The sequence below is a fragment of the Streptomyces anatolicus genome (assembly GCF_019400875.1).
GTDB lineage: Bacteria > Actinomycetota > Actinomycetes > Streptomycetales > Streptomycetaceae > Streptomyces > Streptomyces anatolicus.
The window spans coordinates 1-18,727 of sequence record NZ_WMBF01000091.1; the positions used below are offsets into that span (position 1 = coordinate 1).

The 18,727-nt window shown below is 72.2% G+C and carries 18 protein-coding genes and 1 pseudogene; 5 read left to right on the forward strand and 14 right to left on the reverse strand.

What is annotated here, in order from left to right; all coding sequences use genetic code 11:
- Nucleotides 1-51 precede the first annotated feature (51 nt).
- Together GKQ77_RS11640 and GKQ77_RS11645 are read left to right on the forward strand one after the other, a co-directional pair.
- Nucleotides 52-891: a DMT family transporter gene (locus GKQ77_RS11640; RefSeq protein ID WP_219688653.1), complete on the forward strand. Its 840-nt coding sequence runs from the start codon at nucleotides 52-54 to the stop codon at nucleotides 889-891.
- A gap of 107 nt (nucleotides 892-998) precedes the next feature.
- Nucleotides 999-1,193, forward strand: coding sequence for a DUF1918 domain-containing protein (locus tag GKQ77_RS11645; RefSeq protein WP_219688641.1), 195 nt, complete (start codon nucleotides 999-1,001; stop codon nucleotides 1,191-1,193).
- 13 nt (nucleotides 1,194-1,206) lie between these two features.
- Here GKQ77_RS11645 and GKQ77_RS11650 read toward each other — a convergent pair whose 3' ends face one another.
- The gene (locus tag GKQ77_RS11650; RefSeq protein WP_219688642.1) at nucleotides 1,207-2,442 is read right to left on the reverse strand and encodes a glycoside hydrolase family 10-like protein; all 1,236 of its coding nucleotides are present in this window, start codon (nucleotides 2,440-2,442) and stop codon (nucleotides 1,207-1,209) included.
- Nucleotides 2,443-2,624: 182 nt separating this feature from the next.
- On the opposite strand from GKQ77_RS11650, the gene GKQ77_RS11655 reads away from it, so the two are divergent.
- Both GKQ77_RS11655 and GKQ77_RS11660 read left to right on the forward strand, forming a co-directional pair.
- The gene (locus tag GKQ77_RS11655; RefSeq protein WP_125511648.1) at nucleotides 2,625-3,485 is read left to right on the forward strand and encodes a 3-hydroxybutyryl-CoA dehydrogenase; all 861 of its coding nucleotides are present in this window, start codon (nucleotides 2,625-2,627) and stop codon (nucleotides 3,483-3,485) included.
- Between the two features lie 207 nt (nucleotides 3,486-3,692).
- On the forward strand, nucleotides 3,693-3,950 hold the full coding sequence (locus tag GKQ77_RS11660; protein WP_219688643.1) for a hypothetical protein: 258 nt from the start codon (nucleotides 3,693-3,695) through the stop codon (nucleotides 3,948-3,950).
- On the opposite strand, the gene GKQ77_RS11665 is transcribed toward GKQ77_RS11660, so the two are convergent.
- The 10 genes from GKQ77_RS11665 to infC all read right to left on the reverse strand — a co-directional run bounded on the left by GKQ77_RS11665 (nucleotide 3,947) and on the right by infC (nucleotide 15,123).
- Nucleotides 3,947-4,495: an NUDIX hydrolase gene (locus tag GKQ77_RS11665; protein WP_219688644.1), complete on the reverse strand. Its 549-nt coding sequence runs from the start codon at nucleotides 4,493-4,495 to the stop codon at nucleotides 3,947-3,949. The two genes, GKQ77_RS11660 and GKQ77_RS11665, sit on opposite strands and share 4 nt — an antisense overlap.
- 74 nt (nucleotides 4,496-4,569) lie before the next feature.
- Entirely contained in the window at nucleotides 4,570-5,919 is a 1,350-nt protein-coding gene (locus GKQ77_RS11670; protein WP_219688645.1) for an NsdA family TPR-like regulatory protein, read from the reverse strand.
- A gap of 277 nt (nucleotides 5,920-6,196) precedes the next feature.
- Entirely contained in the window at nucleotides 6,197-7,153 is a 957-nt protein-coding gene (locus tag GKQ77_RS11675) for a PP2C family protein-serine/threonine phosphatase (protein WP_258021196.1), read from the reverse strand.
- A 440-nt stretch (nucleotides 7,154-7,593) separates the two neighbouring features.
- Nucleotides 7,594-10,104: a phenylalanine--tRNA ligase subunit beta gene (gene pheT / locus GKQ77_RS11680; protein WP_219688647.1), complete on the reverse strand. Its 2,511-nt coding sequence runs from the start codon at nucleotides 10,102-10,104 to the stop codon at nucleotides 7,594-7,596.
- The gene (pheS, locus tag GKQ77_RS11685) at nucleotides 10,104-11,234 is read right to left on the reverse strand and encodes a phenylalanine--tRNA ligase subunit alpha (RefSeq protein ID WP_219688648.1); all 1,131 of its coding nucleotides are present in this window, start codon (nucleotides 11,232-11,234) and stop codon (nucleotides 10,104-10,106) included. The genes pheT and pheS overlap by 1 nt, the downstream gene beginning before the upstream one ends.
- Before the next feature lie 166 nt (nucleotides 11,235-11,400).
- Entirely contained in the window at nucleotides 11,401-12,543 is a 1,143-nt protein-coding gene (locus tag GKQ77_RS11690) for a sensor histidine kinase (protein WP_219688649.1), read from the reverse strand.
- A gap of 38 nt (nucleotides 12,544-12,581) precedes the next feature.
- Nucleotides 12,582-13,424, reverse strand: coding sequence for a TrmH family RNA methyltransferase (locus tag GKQ77_RS11695; protein ID WP_219688650.1), 843 nt, complete (start codon nucleotides 13,422-13,424; stop codon nucleotides 12,582-12,584).
- 168 nt (nucleotides 13,425-13,592) lie between these two features.
- A complete protein-coding gene (rplT, locus tag GKQ77_RS11700; RefSeq protein WP_125511657.1) occupies nucleotides 13,593-13,976 on the reverse strand; it encodes a 50S ribosomal protein L20 in 384 nt (127 codons plus the stop codon).
- Nucleotides 13,977-14,073: 97 nt separating this feature from the next.
- A complete protein-coding gene (rpmI, locus tag GKQ77_RS11705; RefSeq protein ID WP_125511658.1) occupies nucleotides 14,074-14,268 on the reverse strand; it encodes a 50S ribosomal protein L35 in 195 nt (64 codons plus the stop codon).
- 108 nt (nucleotides 14,269-14,376) lie between these two features.
- On the reverse strand, nucleotides 14,377-15,123 hold the full coding sequence (gene infC / locus GKQ77_RS11710) for a translation initiation factor IF-3 (protein ID WP_125511659.1): 747 nt from the start codon (nucleotides 15,121-15,123) through the stop codon (nucleotides 14,377-14,379).
- Nucleotides 15,124-15,432: 309 nt separating this feature from the next.
- On the opposite strand from infC, the gene GKQ77_RS11715 reads away from it, so the two are divergent.
- A complete protein-coding gene (locus tag GKQ77_RS11715; RefSeq protein ID WP_125511660.1) occupies nucleotides 15,433-15,810 on the forward strand; it encodes a DUF1844 domain-containing protein in 378 nt (125 codons plus the stop codon).
- Between the two features lie 28 nt (nucleotides 15,811-15,838).
- Here the strand turns inward: GKQ77_RS11715 and GKQ77_RS11720 are convergent, their stop codons facing one another.
- The 3 genes and pseudogenes from GKQ77_RS11720 to GKQ77_RS11730 all read right to left on the reverse strand — a co-directional run.
- Nucleotides 15,839-16,573: an SseB family protein gene (locus GKQ77_RS11720; protein ID WP_219688651.1), complete on the reverse strand. Its 735-nt coding sequence runs from the start codon at nucleotides 16,571-16,573 to the stop codon at nucleotides 15,839-15,841.
- 19 nt (nucleotides 16,574-16,592) lie between these two features.
- On the reverse strand, nucleotides 16,593-17,840 hold the full coding sequence (gene mycP / locus GKQ77_RS11725) for a type VII secretion-associated serine protease mycosin (RefSeq protein WP_219688652.1): 1,248 nt from the start codon (nucleotides 17,838-17,840) through the stop codon (nucleotides 16,593-16,595).
- Nucleotides 17,840-18,727 (reverse strand): annotated as a pseudogene (locus tag GKQ77_RS11730) (hypothetical protein); the annotation flags it as partial. The pseudogene GKQ77_RS11730 and the gene mycP, both read right to left, overlap by 1 nt.

The following is an 18,727-nucleotide window of genomic DNA, read 5'->3' on the forward strand; positions in this document are numbered from 1 at the left end:
GCGCCCACCGCCCCCGCGTCCGCCCCGCACGGCTCCCGCCGCACCGGCACCCTGCTGGCCGCCCTCGGCGTCACCGCCTTCTCGCTCACCTTCCCCGCCACCGCCTGGGGCCTGGACGGCATCGGCCCCTGGAGCCTGGTGACCCTGCGCGGCGCGCTCAGCGCCCTCATCGCGGGCGGCTGCCTGCTCGCCCTGCGCGTCCCGGTCCCGCACCGCCGCCACTGGGCGGGGCTCGCGGTGGTCGGCGCCGGTGTCGTCGTCGGCTTCCCGCTCCTCACCACGCTGGCCCTGCGGACCTCCACCACCGCGCACGCCGCCGTGGTCGTCGGCCTGCTCCCGCTGACGACCGCCGTCCTCTCGGCGCTGCGCACGGGCGCGCGGCCCTCGCGCATGTTCTGGGCGGCGGCGCTCACCGGTGCCGCAGCGGTCATCGCGTTCACCGTGCAGCAGAGCGGGGGCGCCCTGTCCGCCGCCGACCTCTACCTCTTCGGCGCGCTCCTGATCTGCGCGGCCGGGTACACCGAGGGCGGCCGGCTGGCCCGCGAGATGCCCGGCTGGCAGGTCATCGGCTGGGGTCTGATCCTCTGCCTGCCGCTCAACGCGGTCGGCGCGGTCATCGCCCTCCAGCACGAGTCCTTCCAGCTCACCGGCCACAGCACGGCGGGCCTGCTCTACTCCGCGATCGGCTCGCAATTCCTCGGCCTGGTCGTCTGGTACCGGGGCATGGCGGCCATCGGCGTCCCCAAGGCCAGCCAGCTCCAGCTCGCCCAGCCGCTCCTGACGCTGGTCTGGTCGGTCTTCCTGCTCGGCGAGCACCTGCCCGTCGCGGCGCCCCTCACGGCGGCCGCCGTGCTCGTCTGCATCGCGGTCACCCAACGGGCCCGCGGCTGACCCGAGGCTGCCCCGTCCGGCGTCCGACCAGGCGCCAACTCCCGCCCCCCGGCATAGAATGGAGCCCACGGATCGCGACCGCAGAGCGGGACGAGGGAGCACTCCACATGCGCGCAACCGTAGGTGACAAGCTGGTCGTGCACGGCAGGATCGTCGGGCAGCACGACCGGACGGCGGAGGTGGTCGAGGTGCTCGGCGCCGACGGCGGCCCGCCGTACCGCGTCCGGTTCGAGGACGGCCACGAGACGCTGATGTCGCCGGGCCCCGACACCGTCGTACGGCACGAGGACCCGGCGAGCTAGCTCCGCGGGGGCGTCAGCGCGGCGGCTTCGCCGGCTCCTGGTAGTGGTCGGCGACCACCCGCGCCATCGCGCCGTTCTTGTCGACGCCGACCTCCTTCGCCGAGAAGTAGATGTGCCCGCGCACCTCGCGGTAGCCCTCGGCGTAGGTGAGGTGGCGGGAGAGCTCCGCGGGGTCCTGCCAGGCGGCGGGCTGCGCCGGGTCGCCCGCCTTGTACAGCGCCTCACCGATGTACAGGCGTACGCCCGTGCCGCGCACGACGTCGTTCCACCACGGGACCAGCTTGGCGTAGTCCGCGGCGGGGAAGCCGATGTTCCAGTACACCTGCGGCACGATGTAGTCGAGCCAGCCCTTCTTCACCCAGCCGCGCGTGTCCGCGTACAGATCGTCGTACGTCTGTACGCCGGCCCGGGTGTCCGATCCTGTCGGGTCGGTAGCGATATTGCGCCAGACCGCGAACGGGCTGATGCCGAACTGGGTGCGCCCCCGGGTCTTCTTGATCCGGCCGGACATCTCCCGCACCAGCCGGTCGATGTTGTCGCGCCGCCAGGAGGCGCGGTCCGGGAAGCCGCCGCCGTGGCGGGCGAAGGCCTCGTCGTCGTCGAAGGTCTGGCCCGCGACGGGATACGGGTAGAAGTAGTCGTCCCAGTGCACCGCGTCGAGCGGGTAGCGGCGGACCGCGTCGAGCATCGCGTCCTGCACGAAGCGCCGCACCTCGGGCAGGCCCGGGTTGTAGTAGAGCTTCCCGCCGTACGGCACGACCCACTCGGGGTGCACACGCGCGGGGTGCGTGGCGATCAGGCGCGAGGGGTCGGTGTGGTTGGCGATGCGGAAGGGGTTGAACCACGCGTGCAGCTCCAGGCCCCTGCGGTGCGCCTCCTTCACCGCGGTGCCCAGCGGGTCCCAGCCCGGGTCCTTGCCCTGCACGCCGGTCAGGTACTCCGACCACGGCTCGTACCGCGAGGGCCACAGCGCGTCCGCCGTCGGCCGCACCTGGAAGACGACCGCGTTCAGTCTGCGGTTCACCGCGGAGTCCAGGAAGGCCATCAGCTCGCTCCGCTGCTGCTGCGCGGTCAGCCCCGGCTTGGAGGGCCAGTCGCGGTTGACGACGGTCGCCAGCCACATGCCCCGCAGCTCGCGCTCCTTCTTCCGGCGCCGGTCGGGTGCCGCCCCCGCGTCCCCCGCCGACGCCAGGCCCGCGAGCGTCGCCGCGGCCACCACCGAGAAACTCCGACGTGACATACGCCTCATCTGTACGCCCCTCAGCTCGCTGTGTCCGGCGCCCTTCGCCGGGTTGCCGCCAGCATGCCCGACCCGGCACGCCATGGACCCCTGGTTGCGGAGTAACGTTCACGGCCGAGGCAGGGACCGCATCCATACGGGGGACCCTGCCCGCCCTGTTGATCAGCGAAAGGCACGAGGTGACCGACTCCATGACCGATATCGCACGCGTCGGAGTGGTGGGCTGTGGCCAGATGGGCGCCGGAATCGCAGAGGTCTGCGCCCGCTCCGGACTGGATGTGAAGGTCGCGGAGACCACCGGCGAGGCCCTGGAGATCGGCCGCACGCGGCTGTACAACTCGCTCTCCAAGGCCGCCGAGCGCGGCAAGATCTCCGAGGAGGAGCGCGACGCGACCCTGGCCCGCCTGAGCTTCACCACCGACCTCGGCGAGTTCGCCGACCGTGACCTGGTCATCGAGGCCGTGGTGGAGAATGAGCAGGTCAAGACCGAGATCTTCCAGGTGCTCGACCAGGTGGTGACCCGGCAGGACGCGATCCTCGCCTCCAACACCTCCTCCATCCCGCTGGTGAAGCTGGCCGTCGCGACCTCGCGCCCCGACCAGGTCATCGGCATCCACTTCTTCAACCCGGCGCCGGTGCAGCAGCTCGTCGAGCTGATCCCGGCGCTGACCACGTCCGAGGGCACCATCAGCCGGGCGCAGGTCATGGTCGAGAAGGTCCTCGGCAAGCACGCGATCCGCGCCCAGGACCGCTCGGGCTTCGTGGTCAACGCGCTGCTCATCCCGTATCTGCTCTCCGCCATCCGGATGTTCGAGTCGGGCATCGCGAGCCGCGAGGACATCGACAACGGCATGGAGATGGGCTGCGCCCACCCGATGGGCCCGCTCAAGCTCGCCGACCTCATCGGCCTCGACACGGTCGCCTCGGTCGCCGACTCCATGTACGCGGAGTACAAGGAGCCGCTGTACGCCGCTCCCCCGCTGCTCCAGCGGATGGTCGACGCGGGCCGCCTCGGCCGGAAGACCGGCTCGGGCTTCTACCCGTACTCCTGACGGACTCCTGACGGGATTTCGCCCGTACGAAACGCTCCGCACGACGGGCCCGGCACTCCTTCGAGTGCCGGGCCCGCGGCGTTCGCACACCGTGTGCGCGGGAGGCTCGCATATGCCCATCGCACACTCTCCCGCCCTGCCCACCAGGCGAGTTGACTGCCCGTGCGGAAGAAGGGGGGACGCGCCACTACAGAGAGGAGTGGACTCGTGACCACCGATGGCGAGAGTGCCGTGGTCCCGGAAGAACTCGCGGAGCTACGCCGTAGCCTGGACGTGGGCCTGGCCCGCGTCGACGGACGGCTGGCGTTGCTGACGCAGCACGACCAGCAGACCGCCAAGAACGTGGAGGCCCTGCAGACCCGGGTCACCGCCCTGGAACACACGCGCTGGCCGCTGCCCACGATCGTCGCTCTCGCGGCGGTCGCGGCGTTCGCCGTCGCGCTGTGGCAGGCCCTCGGCCGTTAGAGCTGGTGCGCGTCCTGGCCGAGGCGCAGATGGTGCAGGAGGAGAAGCGCCGCGGCCATGTTGGCGGCCGGGACCTCCCCGCGGGCCACCATGTCGGGGACGAGCTTGAGAGGGACCCACTCACGGCGGTCCGACTCGAAGTCGTCCTCGGGATGGCCGACGTATGTCCCTTCGTCGGACCAGTAGATGTGGTGCCGGGCGTCGGTGAGCCCGTTCGAGGGCTCGACGCTCATCAGGTGCCGCAGCGGGCCCGGCCGCCAGCCGGTCTCCTCCTCCATCTCGCGTGCCGCCGCGTACGCGATGTCCTCGCCGTCCTCGACGACACCCGCCGCCAGCTCCCATCCCCAGCTGTCGGTGATGAAGCGGTGCCGCCACAGCAGCAGCACTTCGTTGGCGTCGTTGACGACGGTGGCCACGGCCACGGGCCGCATCCGTATGAGGAAGTGGTCCAGATGCCGGCCGTCGGGTAGTTCGACGTCTGCGAGATTGACGGTGAACCACCGATTTCCATACACAGTTTGTTCACTCTGTTTCGTCCACTGCACGGTTCTGCCACCTTCCGCCGAGTAGATGGCAATATCGCAGCAGGGCGAACCGCGGAGCAGTGGGCGTCAGGGGGTCACAGCGGCACGCGCAGCGCCCCGTCGATGAGTTCGGCCGCCTCGGCCGTGCCCGCGCAGTCGCTGCGGACCAGGTGCTCGCGCACCGCGCGCAGCCGGTCGCGCAGTCGCTGTGACTCCATCCCCCGTGCCTGCTCCGCCATCTCCACGGCGGTGGCCACCGCCTCGTCGGTGTTGCCCTGGCGCAGGTCGATCTGGCTGAGCATGGCGAGCCGGTGGACCCGGCCCCGGTCGTGCGCCGGAGTGTCCACGGCCGCCGCGGCGTGTTCGCGGGCCCCGGCCAGATCGCCGAGGCTGAGCAGGGCCTCCGCCACTTGTACGTTGACGAGGCCGGGCTGGACATAACCCGTCTCGTCCGGCTCACGGCCCCGCAGGATCCGCTCGGCCGCGGCCTCCGCACGCCGGATGCAGGAGAGCGCGCTCCTGCCGTCGCCCAGGTGTGCGTACGCCTTGGCCTGCATGGCGTACAGATCGGACGCGAGCGCGGGGGTGAGGTCGCGGCCCGCGGCCCGCAGCGCCGCCTCGGCGAACGCGACGGCCTGGCGGTACTCGCGCATGAACAGCGCCTGGTTGACGAGGAGCGCGATGACGTACGCCCCAAGTCCCCTGTCGCCACTGGCCTTCGCGAGGCGCAGCGCCTGGTGGAAGTAGCGCTGGGCGAGGCCGTGCGCGTCGGAGTCGTAGGCGCAGATCCCGGCTATGGCCACCAAGCCGCCGGTGCAGCGGTGGAGTTGGCGGCCCAGCTCGTCGGTGTAGCTGCCCCGCAGCAGCGGCGCGGCCTCCGCGTTGAGGAAGCCGACGATGCGGGTGCGGGTCGCGATGCCACCGGTCTTGCGGTACATCTGCTCGTAGTGCGCGCGGGCGGCGCGCATCATCTCCAGGTCGGCGGTGCTGACGGGGTGGCGGCCGCCGCGTGACACGTCCACGTCCTCGGGTGGGTTCTCCCACTCCCAGACCGGCATCACCGCGGGCGTGCCGGTGACCGCGGGCGCGCCCAGCAGATGGGGGCGCTGCTGTTCGTCCGAGCGCCACAGGGCGGTGGCCCGCTCCACGAAACCGGAGAGCGTGGAGGAGGCCGAGCCGACGTGGGCGGCGGGGACGCCGGGCAGCCCGAGGCCGATGTCGTCGAGGGTGACGGGCCTCTGGAGCCGGGCGGCGAGCACCTCGCAGATCAGATCCGGGACCTGGCCGCGCGGGCGCTGGCCCTTCAACCAGCGGGAGACGGCGGTGTGTTCGTAGCGCAGCGCGAGGCCTCTGGACTTCCCGGCCTGGTTCACATGTGCGGCAAGTCCCGCGTGCGAGATGCCGGCTTCGTCGAGGATCGCGTCGAGCAAGGTGTTGGGCTGCATGAATGCCCTCCGGTGGCTCGGTGCTGTTCAGCGTAGTGGAGGTGCCTTCACACGGGGTGTGAACGGAGTGCGCGAATCCGGGGGGTGTGCGCTCTGCCGCGTACCGTGTGGGCTCGCTTGACTGGGGTGCCTCGCCAGTCGAGGAGGCCGGCGGGCCGCCGGCTCCCCCCTCATTCAGTGCGGCGGCCCTCACCGGTGCCGCCCGTCCCGCCGTCTGCCCGACAACTCCATGGCGGGGCGGGCGGCGCGTGCCGGTCCGCCCCGCCCTCACGGGGCGTCAGCTCATCGTGCGGGCGTGCCGCTCGGGCTCCGGTTCTGGCTCCGGGGTCTCCGGGTCCGGGTGCTGGGCGGGGACCCTCTTGCGGTCGTTGCGCAGGACGAGCAGCGCCGCGTCATCGGTCGGCAACCGCCCCGTGTGGCGCAGGAGTTCGGCGTAGACCACGCGGATGAGGTTCTGCGGTGACACCGGCTGGACGCGGGCGGCCTCGGTGAGCGTGGCCTGGAGCGGGAAGAACTCCCCCGCCGCGTCGCGCGCGTCCTCCATGCCGTCCGTGTGCAGGACGAGCGACTCGCCGGGCAGCAGCCGTCCGCAGTGCAGCACGGGCAGCTCGGCGGGGAGCGGAAAGGGGCCGAGCGGCGGCAGCGGATCGGCGTCGGTCAGCGGGCGGGCCTGGCCGCTGAGCAGAAAGGGCCAGGGGTGACCGCAGTTGAGCGCGGAGAGCCGGCCGTCCTGGCCGATCTCCAGGAGCAGTACGGTGACGAACTCCTCGGCCAGCGGGGCCTCCGGGGCCGCGCCGCCGTTCGCGGGGTGCTCGGCGCGGGAGCGCTCCCGCAGGTGCCGCGCCAGCGCCCGCTCCAACCGGCGCATGACCAGCGGCAGTTCGGGCTCGTCGTGGGCGGCCTCGCGGAAGCTGCCGAGGACGGCGGCGACGGTGGCGAGGGCGCCGATGCCGTGGCCCCGGACGTCACCCATGACGACCCGGACGCCGTACTCGGTGGCGGCGACCTCGTACAGATCGCCGCCGACGGAGGCGCCGCGCGAGGCGGAGAGCCGTCCGGCGGCGACAGCGAGGCCTTCGGTGCGGGGCGGCAGCGGTCTCAGCAGGACGTTCTGCGCGGCGCCCGCGACCTCGCGGATCTGCCGCAGCTCCCGCAGAAAGGCCCTGCGAAGGTGCACGACGAGCCCGGTCCCGACGGCGAAGAAGACCGCACTGCTGACGATCCGCGCGCCCATGCCGTCCTGCTGGGCGAGCGGGCAGGTCAGTTTGTAGGTGATGGCGACGGCGCCCCACACCGTCGGCAGGCCCAGCGTCAGCGCGCGGCGGAAGGGCTTGCGCTCCAGGCGGGGCAGCGGCCGGGGCACCGCTCGGGCCGCTCTGAGACGGGCGAGCCGCCGCCGGTCGCGGTCTCTGGGACCGCTGCCCCGCAGCCTTGCCACGAACATTGTCCGGCGGGGAGCCCCAGCCTTGGTATGGATCATGCCGACGGCCCCCCTAAGGCCCCGTTCAGCGCGCAGGCCGACCCCTACGGTCGGATCGATTCTGTCGACCGAGTGACCCGATAGGGCCAGGGTGAAGCCAGTTGTCACCCTAACGAGTGAGAGGCTCATCCGATGATCCGGATGAGCCCCTCTGTGCGCCTCAAGGTGCGCCTGTCGTCGCCTGCGGACGGTGACTACGCTCCGCGGAGCACCGCGCCCGTGTGCTCGGCCGCCAGGGCGACGGCCGCGTCGCGGGCCGCCGATGCCTCGTCGACGGTGAGCGTGCGGTCGGCGGCGCGGAAGCGCAGCGCGTACGCCAGGGACTTCTTGCCCTCGCCGATCTGGTCACCCTCGAAGACGTCGAACAGCCGGATGGACTCAAGCAGGTCACCCGCGCCACCGGTCAGGTAGTACTCGACCACGGCGGCCGGCACCTCCTTGTCGACGACGAGCGCGACGTCCTGGGTCGCCACCGGGAACGCGGAGATCCGCGGTGCCGCCGGCACGCCTTCGCCGGCCTGCTCGAGGCGGTCCAGGTCGACCTCCATCGCGCAGGCGCGGGCGGGCAGGCCGAGCGCCTTGACGACGCGCGGGTGCAGCTCACCGGCGTGGCCGACGGAGACGATGTCGCCGTCGATGACGACCTTCAGCTCCGCACAGCGGCCCGGGTGCCAGGGGCCGTACTGCCCCTGGTCGACGATGAGTTCGGCACCGGCCTCGCGGGCCAGGGTGCGCGCCGCCTCGACGGCGTCGGCCCAGTCGGCCGGGCGGCCCTTGCCCCACCAGCCGGCCTGCTCGCGGGCGCCCGCGAGGACGACGGCGGCGTGCCGGGGCTGGACGGGCAGCGCCTCGGTGAGGGAGGCGATCTCCTCGTCGGTGGGGCGCCGGTCGACGGGCAGCCGCACCGCGACCTTCAGCTCGTCACGCGGGTGGAAGACGAGCCCCGTCTCGAAGAGCGCCAGGTCGTGGCTGCCCCGCCCGTCGTTGCGGCGGAGCGCGGAGAGCAGCCCCGGCAGCAGCGTCGTACGGAGGGCGGGCTCCTCGTCGGAGAGCGGGTTGACGAGCTTGACCACGCGGCGGTTCGGGTCGTCCGCCTCCAGGCCGAGCTGGTCGAAGACGTTCTCCCCGATGAAGGGGTAGCTCAGCGCCTCGACGTACCCGGCGCCGGCCAGCGCGCGCCCGACCCGGCGGTGCAGGCGCTGCCGCTCGGTCAGGCCCCGGCCCGCGGGGGGCTTCGGCAGGGTCGAGGGAAGGTTCTCGTACCCCTCGAGGCGGATGACCTCTTCGGCGAGGTCGTTCGGCTCCGCGAGGTCGGGGCGCCACGACGGCACGGTGACCGTCAGGTCGTCCTGGCCGTACACGTCGCAGCCGACCTGCTGGAGGCGGCGTACGACGGTCTCGCGGCCGTAGGCCACACCGGCGACCCGGTCGGGGTGGTCGGCGGGCATGGTGATCGTGCGCGGCGCGGAGGGGGCGATGATCTCCGTGACACCGGCTTCGGCGGTGCCGCCCGCGAGCAGCACCAGCAGGTCGACGGTGCGCTGGGCGGCGGCCGACGCGGCCTGCGGGTCGACGCCGCGCTCGAAGCGCTTGGCGGCCTCGGAGCCCAGCTTGTGGCGGCGCGCGGTGCGGGCGACGGAGAGCGCGTCGAAGTGCGCGGCCTCGATCACGACGTCGGTGGTGCCGCTCTCGGCGTCGTGGTCGGCGATCTCGGTGTTGGCGCCGCCCATGACGCCCGCGAGGCCGATGGGCCCGCGGTCGTCGGTGATGACGAGGTCCTCGGCGTCGAGGACGCGCTTGGCGCCGTCGAGCGTCGTGAGCTTCTCGCCCTGCTCGGCCCGGCGCACGCCGATCGTCCCCTGGATCTGGGAGCGGTCGTACGTGTGCAGGGGCTGGCCGAGCTCCAGCATCACGTAGTTCGCGATGTCGACGGTGAGCGAGATGGGGCGCATCCCGGCCTTCTGCAGGCGCCGCTTGAGCCAGATCGGCGAGCGGGCCTCGGGCTGGAGGCCGGTGACGGTGCGGGCGGTGAAGCGGTCGCAGCCGAGCGGGTCGCTGATCTTGACGGGGTAGCCGAAGGAGTTCGGCGCGGGCACGTCGAGGAGCGCCGGGTCGCGCAGCGGCAGGCCGTACGCGATGGCGGTCTCGCGGGCGACGCCGCGCATCGACAGGGCGTAGCCGCGGTCGGGGGTGACGGCGATGTCCAGGACCTCGTCGACCAGTTCGAGCAGCTCGATGGCGTCGGTGCCGACCTCGTGCTCGGGCGGCAGGACGATGATGCCGTCGCTGCCGTCGTCGCCCATGCCCAGCTCGTCGCCGGAGCAGATCATGCCGTGCGAGGTCTTACCGTACGTCTTGCGCGCGGCGATCGCGAAGTCGCCGGGCAGGACGGCGCCGGGCAGGACCACGACGACCTTGTCGCCGACGGCGAAGTTCCGGGCGCCGCAGACGATCTCCTGCGGTTCGCCGGTGCCGTTGGCGGTGCCGACGTCGACGGTGCAGAAGCGGATGGGCTTCTTGAAGCCCTCCAGCTCCTCGATGGTGAGGACCTTGCCCACGACGAGCGGGCCCTTGAGGCCGCCGCCGAGCTGTTCGACGGTCTCGACCTCGAGGCCGACCTCGATCAGCTTGGCCTGCACGTCACGGCCGGTCTCGGTGGCGGGGAGATCGACGTACTCCCGCAGCCAGGAAAGCGGGACCCGCATCAGATCTCCATCCCGAACGGCCGGGTGAACCGGACGTCACCCTCGACCATGTCTCGCATGTCTTCGACGTTGTGGCGGAACATCAGCATCCGCTCGATGCCGAACCCGAAGGCGAATCCGCTGTACTTGTGGGGGTCGACACCGCAGGCGGTCAGCACCTTGGGGTTGACCATGCCGCAGCCGCCGAGCTCGATCCAGCCCTCGCTGCCGCAGGTGCGGCAGGGGCGGTCGGGGTTGCCGACGGACTCGCCGCGGCAGACATAGCAGACCATGTCCATCTCGGCGGACGGCTCGGTGAACGGGAAGTAGTTCGGCCGCAGCCGCGTCTTCATGTCCGGGCCGAAGAGCGCCTGGACCATGTGGTCGAGGGTGCCCTTCAGGTCGGCCATCGTCAGGCCCTCGTCGACGGCGAGCAGCTCGATCTGGTGGAAGACCGGGGTGTGCGTCGCGTCCAGCTCGTCCGTGCGGTACACACGGCCGGGGCAGACGATGTAGACGGGCGGCTCGCGGCGCTCGAGCAGCGCGCGCGCCTGCACCGGGGAGGTGTGCGTGCGCAGTACGACACCGGACTCGTCGCCGGTAGCGCCTTCGGGGCCCTGGACGAAGAACGTGTCCTGCATCTGCCGGGCCGGGTGGTCGGGCGTGAAGTTCAGGGCGTCGAAGTTGAACCACTCCGCCTCGACCTCGGGGCCCTCGGCGACCTCGTAGCCCATCGAGACGAAGACGTCGGCGACGCGCTCCATCATCGTGGTCAGCGGGTGGCGGGCGCCGGCGGCCATGCGGTCGTACGGCAGCGTGACGTCCACCGCCTCCTCGACCAGGACACGGGCGTCGCGCTCGGCCTCCAGCTCGCTCTGGCGGGCGGCCAGCGCCTTGCTGACGGCGCCGCGCGCCATGCCGACGCGCTTGCCGGCCTCGGCCTTGGCCTGCGGGGGCAGCGCGCCGATCTCGCGGTTGGCCAGCGCCAGCGGCGAGGTGCCGCCGGTGTGCGCGACCTTGGCCTCCTGGAGCGCGTCGAGGGAGTCCGCGGCCGCGAAGGCGGCGAGCGCCTCGTCCCGCATGCGCTCGATCTCTTCAGGTTTCAGTGCCTCGACCTCGACAGGGTCGTACGACTTGTTCGGTGCCGACATCTCTTCCCGTGCTTCCGGTTGGCTGGCGGATGGTCCCCGTCGACGAATCGGAGACGGAGTGTCCCAGGGTTGGGGACGCAAAGTGCCAACGACCGAGTCTAACGGGGGTGCGGTGAACGAATGCGCCCGCGGGCTGCTCGGGGCGTTCTGTGCGGAGTCGGTGGACTCACTGGAGATACGCCGGGGCCCCCACGGGCAACGTAAATCGGAACTCGGCACCGCCGCCGGGCGCGCGGCCGACCGTGATGGTCCCGCCGTGCGCCTCCACGATGCCCTTCACGATGTACAGCCCCAGTCCTGTCCCGCCGCGTTTGCTGCCCCGCCAGAAGCGGGTGAAGACGCGGCCCATCGACTCCTCCGGAATGCCGGAACCCTCGTCGCTCACGGTCACGGCGGTCTCGGCGCCGCCCCGCTCCCGTGGGGACGCGGCGGGCGCCACATCAATGGTGACCGTTCCCTCGCCGTGCCGCACCGCGTTTTCCAGCAGGTTGCTCAGCACCTGGTCGATCTTGTCGGGGTCCGCCCACAGGTCGGGCAGCGGCTGCTGGAGCCGCACGAGGAAGCGGGCGGCGTCCTGGCCGGAGGCGACGTATGCCTGGATGTGGCGGCCGACGGCCGCGCCGATGTCGACGGGCTGGCGGCGCAGTTCGAGCCGTCCGGAGTCGATGCGGGAGATGTCCAGGAGCTCCGCGATGAGCCGGGTGACGCGGTTGGCGTCGGCGTCGACGGTCTCCAGCATCAGCTTCTTCTGGTCGTCCGTGAACCGCTCCCACTTGGCGAGCAGCGTCGCCGTGAACCCCTTGACGGAGGTGAGGGGGGAGCGCAGCTCGTGGGCGACGGTGGCGATCAGCTCGGCGTGGCTGCGCTCGGTGCGGCGGCGGGCCTCGGTGTCGCGGAGGCAGACCACGACCCGGCGTACGGGCCCGGTGCGGGCGGTGCGCAGATAGCGGGCGGAGACCAGGACCTCGCGGCCGCCCGGCAGGAGCAGATTGCGCTCGGGCTGGCCGACGCGGATGGCGAGGCCGCCGTAGGGATCGGTCAGCTGCCACCAGCGGCGGCCTTCCAGGTCCTCTAACGGGAGGGCGCGCTCCAGGGGCGCGCCGAGTGCGTCGTCGGCGCGGACGGCGGTGATGCGGGCGGCGGCCGCGTTGAAGCAGATGATCCGGCCCGTCTCGTCCGCGACGACGAGCCCGTCGGGCAGTTCGTCGGGGTCGAGTCCGAGGCCGCACGGGTCACCGGGACCGCCACGGTCCGTGCGAGCACGGGCGATGTCCGCTGCTCCCGGTGCTCTGCTGGTGCCGACGCTCATTCCCCGTACCCCACCTCTCGGACTGGCCCGTCACCCTACTAGCTCGATGTGACGGAGCGGCACCCTCCGGCGGCGCGCTGTGCACGAGCGGAGGCATAGAGGCACACGGCTGCGGCCGTCGCGAGATTGAGGCTCTCGGCTCTGCCGTGGATCGGAACGCGCACCACGGCGTCGGCGAGCGCGCGGGTCTCCTCCGGCAGGCCCCACGCCTCGTTGCCGAAGACCCAGGCGGTGGGGGTGCCCATGGTGCCCTTGTCGAGTTCCGTGTCGAGGTCGTCCTGGCCCGCCCCGTCGGCGGCGAGGATGCGGACGCCCGCGTCCTTGAGCCCCTGCACCGCCCGCTCCACGGGTACGCCGACGGCGACCGGCAGATGGAAGAGGGAGCCGACCGAGGCGCGCACCGACTTGGGGTTGTAGAGGTCGACGGAGGCGTCGGTGAGGATGACGGCCTCGGCGCCCGCGGCGTCGGCGCAGCGCAGCACGGTCCCGGCGTTGCCGGGGTCGCGCACATGGGCGAGGACGGCGACCAGCCTGGGCCGCGCGGCCAGGATCTCCTCGAACGGCGTGTCCAGGAACCGGCAGACCCCGACGAGCCCCTGCGGGGTGACGGTCGTCGAGATGTCGGCGATGACGTCCTCGTCGGCGAGGTGCACCCGGGCTCCGGCGGCCCGGGCCTCCCCCACGATGTCGGCGTAGCGCTCGGCGGCGTCGACGGTGGCGAAGAGCTCGACGAGCGTGTCCGCGTGCCCGGCGGCCTCCCGCACGGCCTGTGGCCCCTCGGCGAGGAACAGCCGCTCCTTCCCCCGGAAATTCCGCTTGGCCAGCCGCCGGGCAGCACTGACGCGCGGCGACTTGGGGGAGATCAATTCAGCGGCAACCATAAAACCCACCTCAGGGACAGCGCCCCTGGAAGGGGCGCGGGGAACTGCGCGACCAGCCACACACAAACCCGCGGACGGCAGAAACCAGCAGGGGGCGGACGACCCCCGAACAGAAACGGACCCGCAGGCCACCAGGCCTACGGGTCCGAAACAACGCTCAGCGAAGCGTCACGCGGCCTTGGGCGCGTTCACGTCGCTCGGCAGCGCCTTCTGCGCGACCTCGACCAGCGCGGCGAACGCGTTCTGGTCGTTGACGGCCAGCTCCGCGAGGATCTTGCGGTCCACCTCGATGTTGGCGGCGTTCAGACCCTGGATGAAGCGGTTGTAGGTGATGCCGTTGGCGCGGGCAGCGGCATTGATGCGCTGGATCCACAGCCGGCGGAAGTCGCCCTTGCGCTTCTTGCGGTCGTTGTAGTTGTAGACCAGGGAGTGGGTGACCTGCTCCTTGGCCTTGCGGTACAGGCGCGAGCGCTGGCCGCGGTAGCCGCTGGCGGCTTCGAGGATCGCCCGACGCTTCTTGTGGGCGTTGACTGCCCGCTTGACGCGTGCCACTTGTTAACTCCTTGCAGCGGGGCCGTGGGTTGGACTCACACGACCCGGTTTCGATTGGGTCCCGGTCAGAGCTCGGGCGCGCGGGGCGCGCCCCGGCTCACTTGCCGAGAAGCTTCTTGATCTTCTTGGCGTCGCCCGGGGCCATCTCGGCGTTGCCGGTGAGGCGACGCGTCAGGGTGGACGACTTGCGCTCGAGCAGGTGGCGCTTGCCGGCGCGCTCACGGAGCACCTTGCCGGAGCCGGTGATCTTGAAGCGCTTGCTGGCACCGCTGTGCGTCTTGTTCTTCGGCATAGCGCCGTTCTCTCCTCGTCAGTGGCACTCCGATGCCCGGTCGTGAAACCGGGCATCCGGGAGCACCATATGTGTCAGTTGGCACCCTCTGGGCTCGCGCCCAAAGGATCAGGCCTCGGCAGGAGCCTCGGCCGGGGCCTCGGCGGGAGCCTCGGAAGGCTCTTCGTCCCCCTCGGCGGAGTTCTGCGAGCGGCCAGGGTTGGCCTTCGCGTCCGCCTTGCGGGCCGCCTGGGCCTCACGGGCCTCGGCCATCGCCTCGGTCTTCTTCTTGTGCGGACCGAGAACCATGATCATGTTTCGGCCGTCCTGCTTCGGGTTCGACTCGATGAACCCGAGGTCCTCGACGTCCGAAGCGAGGCGCTGCAGCAGTCGGAAACCCAGCTCGGGGCGGGACTGCTCGCGACCACGGAACATGATCGTGATCTTGACCTTGTCGCCCTGCTTGAGGAACCGGACGACGTGACCCTTCTTGGTGTCATAGTCGTGCGGGTCGATCTTCGGCCGGAGCTTCATCTCCTTGATGACCGTGTGCGCCTGGTTCTTGCGCGCCTCACGGGCCTTCATGGCCGACTCGTACTTGAACTTCCCGTAGTCCATGAGCTTGCACACGGGCGGACGGGCGGTAGCCGCCACCTCGACCAGGTCGAGGTCGTACTCCTGCGCAAGTTCCAGGGCCTTGGCAAGCGGAACAATTCCGACCTGCTCGCCGCTGGGTCCGACAAGTCGCACCTCGGGAACGCGAATCCGGTCGTTGATGCGGGGCTCGGCGCTGATGGATCCTCCTCGGTAGCACCACGCGACCGTCTGGCGGACAGCCGCGTTACGTCTGTTTCTGGACCAACCGAGCGAGGTCATAAAAAATGCCCCGACCGATCACAGAAGGGGCTCCACGTACTACCGGAGCACCTCCGCGGTGATCGCGGGGCGCACATCGGGCGACCCGAAGCCATAGGACTTCGGCCGCCTGACCGGTGACCCGCCGCTCCGGGGAGCGGCCAGGTGGGAGATCGGAGCCTCCACTTGTGGGCCGGATCCTTGCGTTGGCACGCGGGTCTCCGGCCGGTCGTTACACAAGGTTAGCAGCTCCCCCGGGGCAGGGCGAACCGGCGGGCCCACCGGCTCCCGGGGACCGGTGGCCGTGGCGCTCGGCTTATCGTGTGGGACATGAGCGACGCGACCCCCACCCCCGAGTCCCCCATGGGTGACTCCCCCGACTTCGACACCTTGACCCGTGACATCGCGGACGTGCCCGCGGTCGAGGTGATCACCACGGTGGCGGTCCACCTGATGAGCGCCGCCGCGGTCAACCTCGGCCTCGCCGAGGGTGGCGAGGGCCACAAGGACCTCGACGAGGCCCGCAAGCTGATCCACTCGCTGGCCGGCCTGATGGACGCGAGCGCCACGGAGATCAGTTCCTTCCACGCGGCGCCGCTGCGCGACGGCCTGAAGTCGCTGCAGCTGGCGTTCCGCGAGGCGTCGATCGTGGCGGACGAGCCGGGTCAGGGCCCGGGCGAGAAGTACACGGGCCCGGTCTTCGGCTGAGCCTTCACCGCGTGGATACGTACGTACGTCACGCCGTACGTACGTAAAGGGGCTCGCCCGGTGGCGTCGCCTCGGCAGGCAGGAGTGCCAGGTCGAGGCCGCGCACCAGGCGGGCCCTCAGTGTTTCGTCGGCGGCGATGCGGCGGGCCACGCGCTGGGCGGCCCGGGCGGGGTCGGCGGCCGGGTCGAGGACCAGGGCGAGGGTGCCGTCGGAGCTGCCGGGGCCGAGGTGGGCGCGGAGCACGGCGGGCTCGGCGGCGACGGCCGCGCGCACGGCGCCGGTGACGGCGGGGTCGGCGAGCGGGTCGGCGCTCGCGCGGCCCTCGGCGAGGGCGAGCAGCGCGGCCCTGCCCAGCTCGTAGGGGACGGGGCCCGCGAGGTCGAGGACGATCGTGTCGGCCTGCTCGTGGGCGGCGGCCTGGAGCGCCTGGTGCAGGGGGACGGCGACGGGACGGGCCGCCGGGTCCCACAGGGCAAGGGCCTCGATGGAGGTGAAGGCGGGCAGCGCCTTGCGGTCGCCCGCCTTCAGCGTGGGGACGGCCATGTCGCTGGTCTTCTCGCGGCGGAGGCCGTTCTCGTCCTCCTCGACCTCGCCGAGCACGGCGACGACGGGGACGAGGAGCCGGGCCTTGGCCAGAGCTTCGAGTACGGGGCCGTGGGCCGAGCGGTCCTGCGACCAGGCGGTGAGCGCCGCGGCGAGCCGGGGGTCGGCGGTGCCGTCGTCGTCGGAGAAGCCGGGGTCGGGAATGTTCTTGTTCGCCATGTTCGCCACGGTGTCGACCCTACAGAGGGCCGCCGGGCTGCCTTCCTCGCGGGCCGCGCCTGCCTTCCAGGAGCTGGGTCACGGCCTCGGGCAGGGGGCCGCGCCGCCCGCGCCACAGATAGATGCCGGCCGCGAGCAGGGCCACGCCGAGGCCGCCCGCGAGGGGTCCGACCCAGGCGGCGGGGCCGCTGTGGGCGTCGGCCGTGTCGGGGCCCGGGCCGAAGTACTTCTGGCCGTACGCCGCCGCGCGCGGCTTGTCCTGCTCGAGCTTGCCGGCGCGGGCGAGGGCGGCCGCCGGGTCGATGAGGCCGAAGCCGCGGGAGTCGTCGCGGCCGCCGGGCGGTGCGTCGCGGGCGGTGTTCTCCAGGAGCTGCTTGATCTGCGCGGGCGTGAGCCGCGGGTGGGCGGCGCGGATCAGCGCGACGGCGCCGGAGACGAAGGCGGAGGCGGCGCTGGTGCCCCAGCCCTCGTAGTACTTGCGGTCGGGGTCGGCGATGACGATGTCGTCGCCGGGCGCGGCGACGGTGGCGTACCAGCGGCGGGTGGAGAAGGAGGCGCGGTCGCCGTTCTCGTCGACGGCCGTCGCGGCGATCACGCCGGGGTAGGCGGCCGGGTAGGAGACGTGGTCGCCGCGTTCGCCGCCGTTGCCCGCGGAGGCGACGACGGCGACGCCCTTCTTGAGGGCGTACTGGACGGCGGCGTCCTCGGCGGGTTCGGGGTGGGCGGACTTGGAGTCGTCGCCGAGGGAGAGGTTGATGACGTCGGCGCCGTGGTCGGCGGCCCAGCGGATGCCTTCGGCGAGCGCGTTGCCGCGGGTGTTGCGGGCCTTCTTGCGGGCGGGGTCGCCGTCTTCGAGGATCACGCGGATCGGCAGGATCTTTGCTTCGGGCGCGATGCCGAGTACGCCGTCGGCGCGGCCCACGCCGTGGCCGTGGCCCGCGATGATGCCGGCCATGGCGGTGCCGTGCCGGGCCCAGGGGCGGTCGCCCCGGCGGGCGCCGAAGCCGACCATGTCCTTGCCCTCCAGGACGCTGCCCGCAAGGTCCGGGTGCTGGTCGTCGATGCCGGTGTCCAGGACGGCGACGGTGATGCCGTTGCCCTTGGTGGTCTGCCAGACCTGGTCGGTGCGCATGGCGTCGAGGGCCCACTGCTGGGCGCGGATGCCGTCGTCGGCGTGGGCCGGGGTGGCGAGGGCGAGGGTCAGCGCGGCGGCGACCGCGCCGGCCACCAGCATCTGACGGGGCCTTGCTGGCTGACGGTCCCTCATCACGCCTTCTCCGCCTTCGCGATGGTCTTGCGCAGGCCTCGCTCGACGCGGTCGGCGATGCCCTTCGCCTCGTGGCCCAGGCCGGACTGGGCGGGCGCCGACGCGGTGTTGCTGCCCATCGCCTCGGTGGCCGGTTCGGGGTCGGTGACGGCGCGGCCGTCGGCGAATCCGGATACGGCGTACGCGACGACGGGCGCGTCCGGCAGCACGGAGACCGTCCAGGACGCGCGCTGGGCGTCCCCGAAGTGTTCGGCGGCCGTGCCATTGGCCGCGTACGGCCTCGGCATGAGGTCGGGGCGCCGGTCGAGTCCCTCATCCGTGAAACGGTTCCGCAGGGCGCGCATGGCGTCGGCGTCCGCCTTGGTGAACAGCAGGCCCACGGTGGTGACATGGCTGCGGGTGGCGTCGGTGTAGGTGGCGCGGAGCAGGCGCAGGCAGCCGGCCGGGGCGAGGGCCTTGGCCAGCAGCGGGTCGAAGGCGGCCGCGCAGCCGCTGTCGGGGGCGACGGCGACGCGGGTCCAGGAGCGGTCGGCGCCGCCGGGGCCCGCGCCCTCGCCCTTGAGGGTGGCGGGGAAGAGCCCGTCGACGGGGACGCTGTGCCAGAGCCGGCCGGTGACGGCGTACGCACTGCGGGTACCGCCGGTGGCGGACGACTCCCCGGTCAGCCAACTCCCGGTGACGGCGCCTCCGATGAGCCCGAGCCCGAGCACGACGCAGGCCACGGCGGCGGCCACGCGGCCTGCGGGGCGCGGCCGGGTGGCGGTGTCGTCGTAGGCGGCGGCCCGCGCGAAGAACACGAGCCGCTCGGCGCGGGGCCGGGGCGGCTCATCGGTGCCGGAGCCGCGCGGGGTGCCTGCGGACGCGGACGCGGGCGGGGCGTCGGGGAG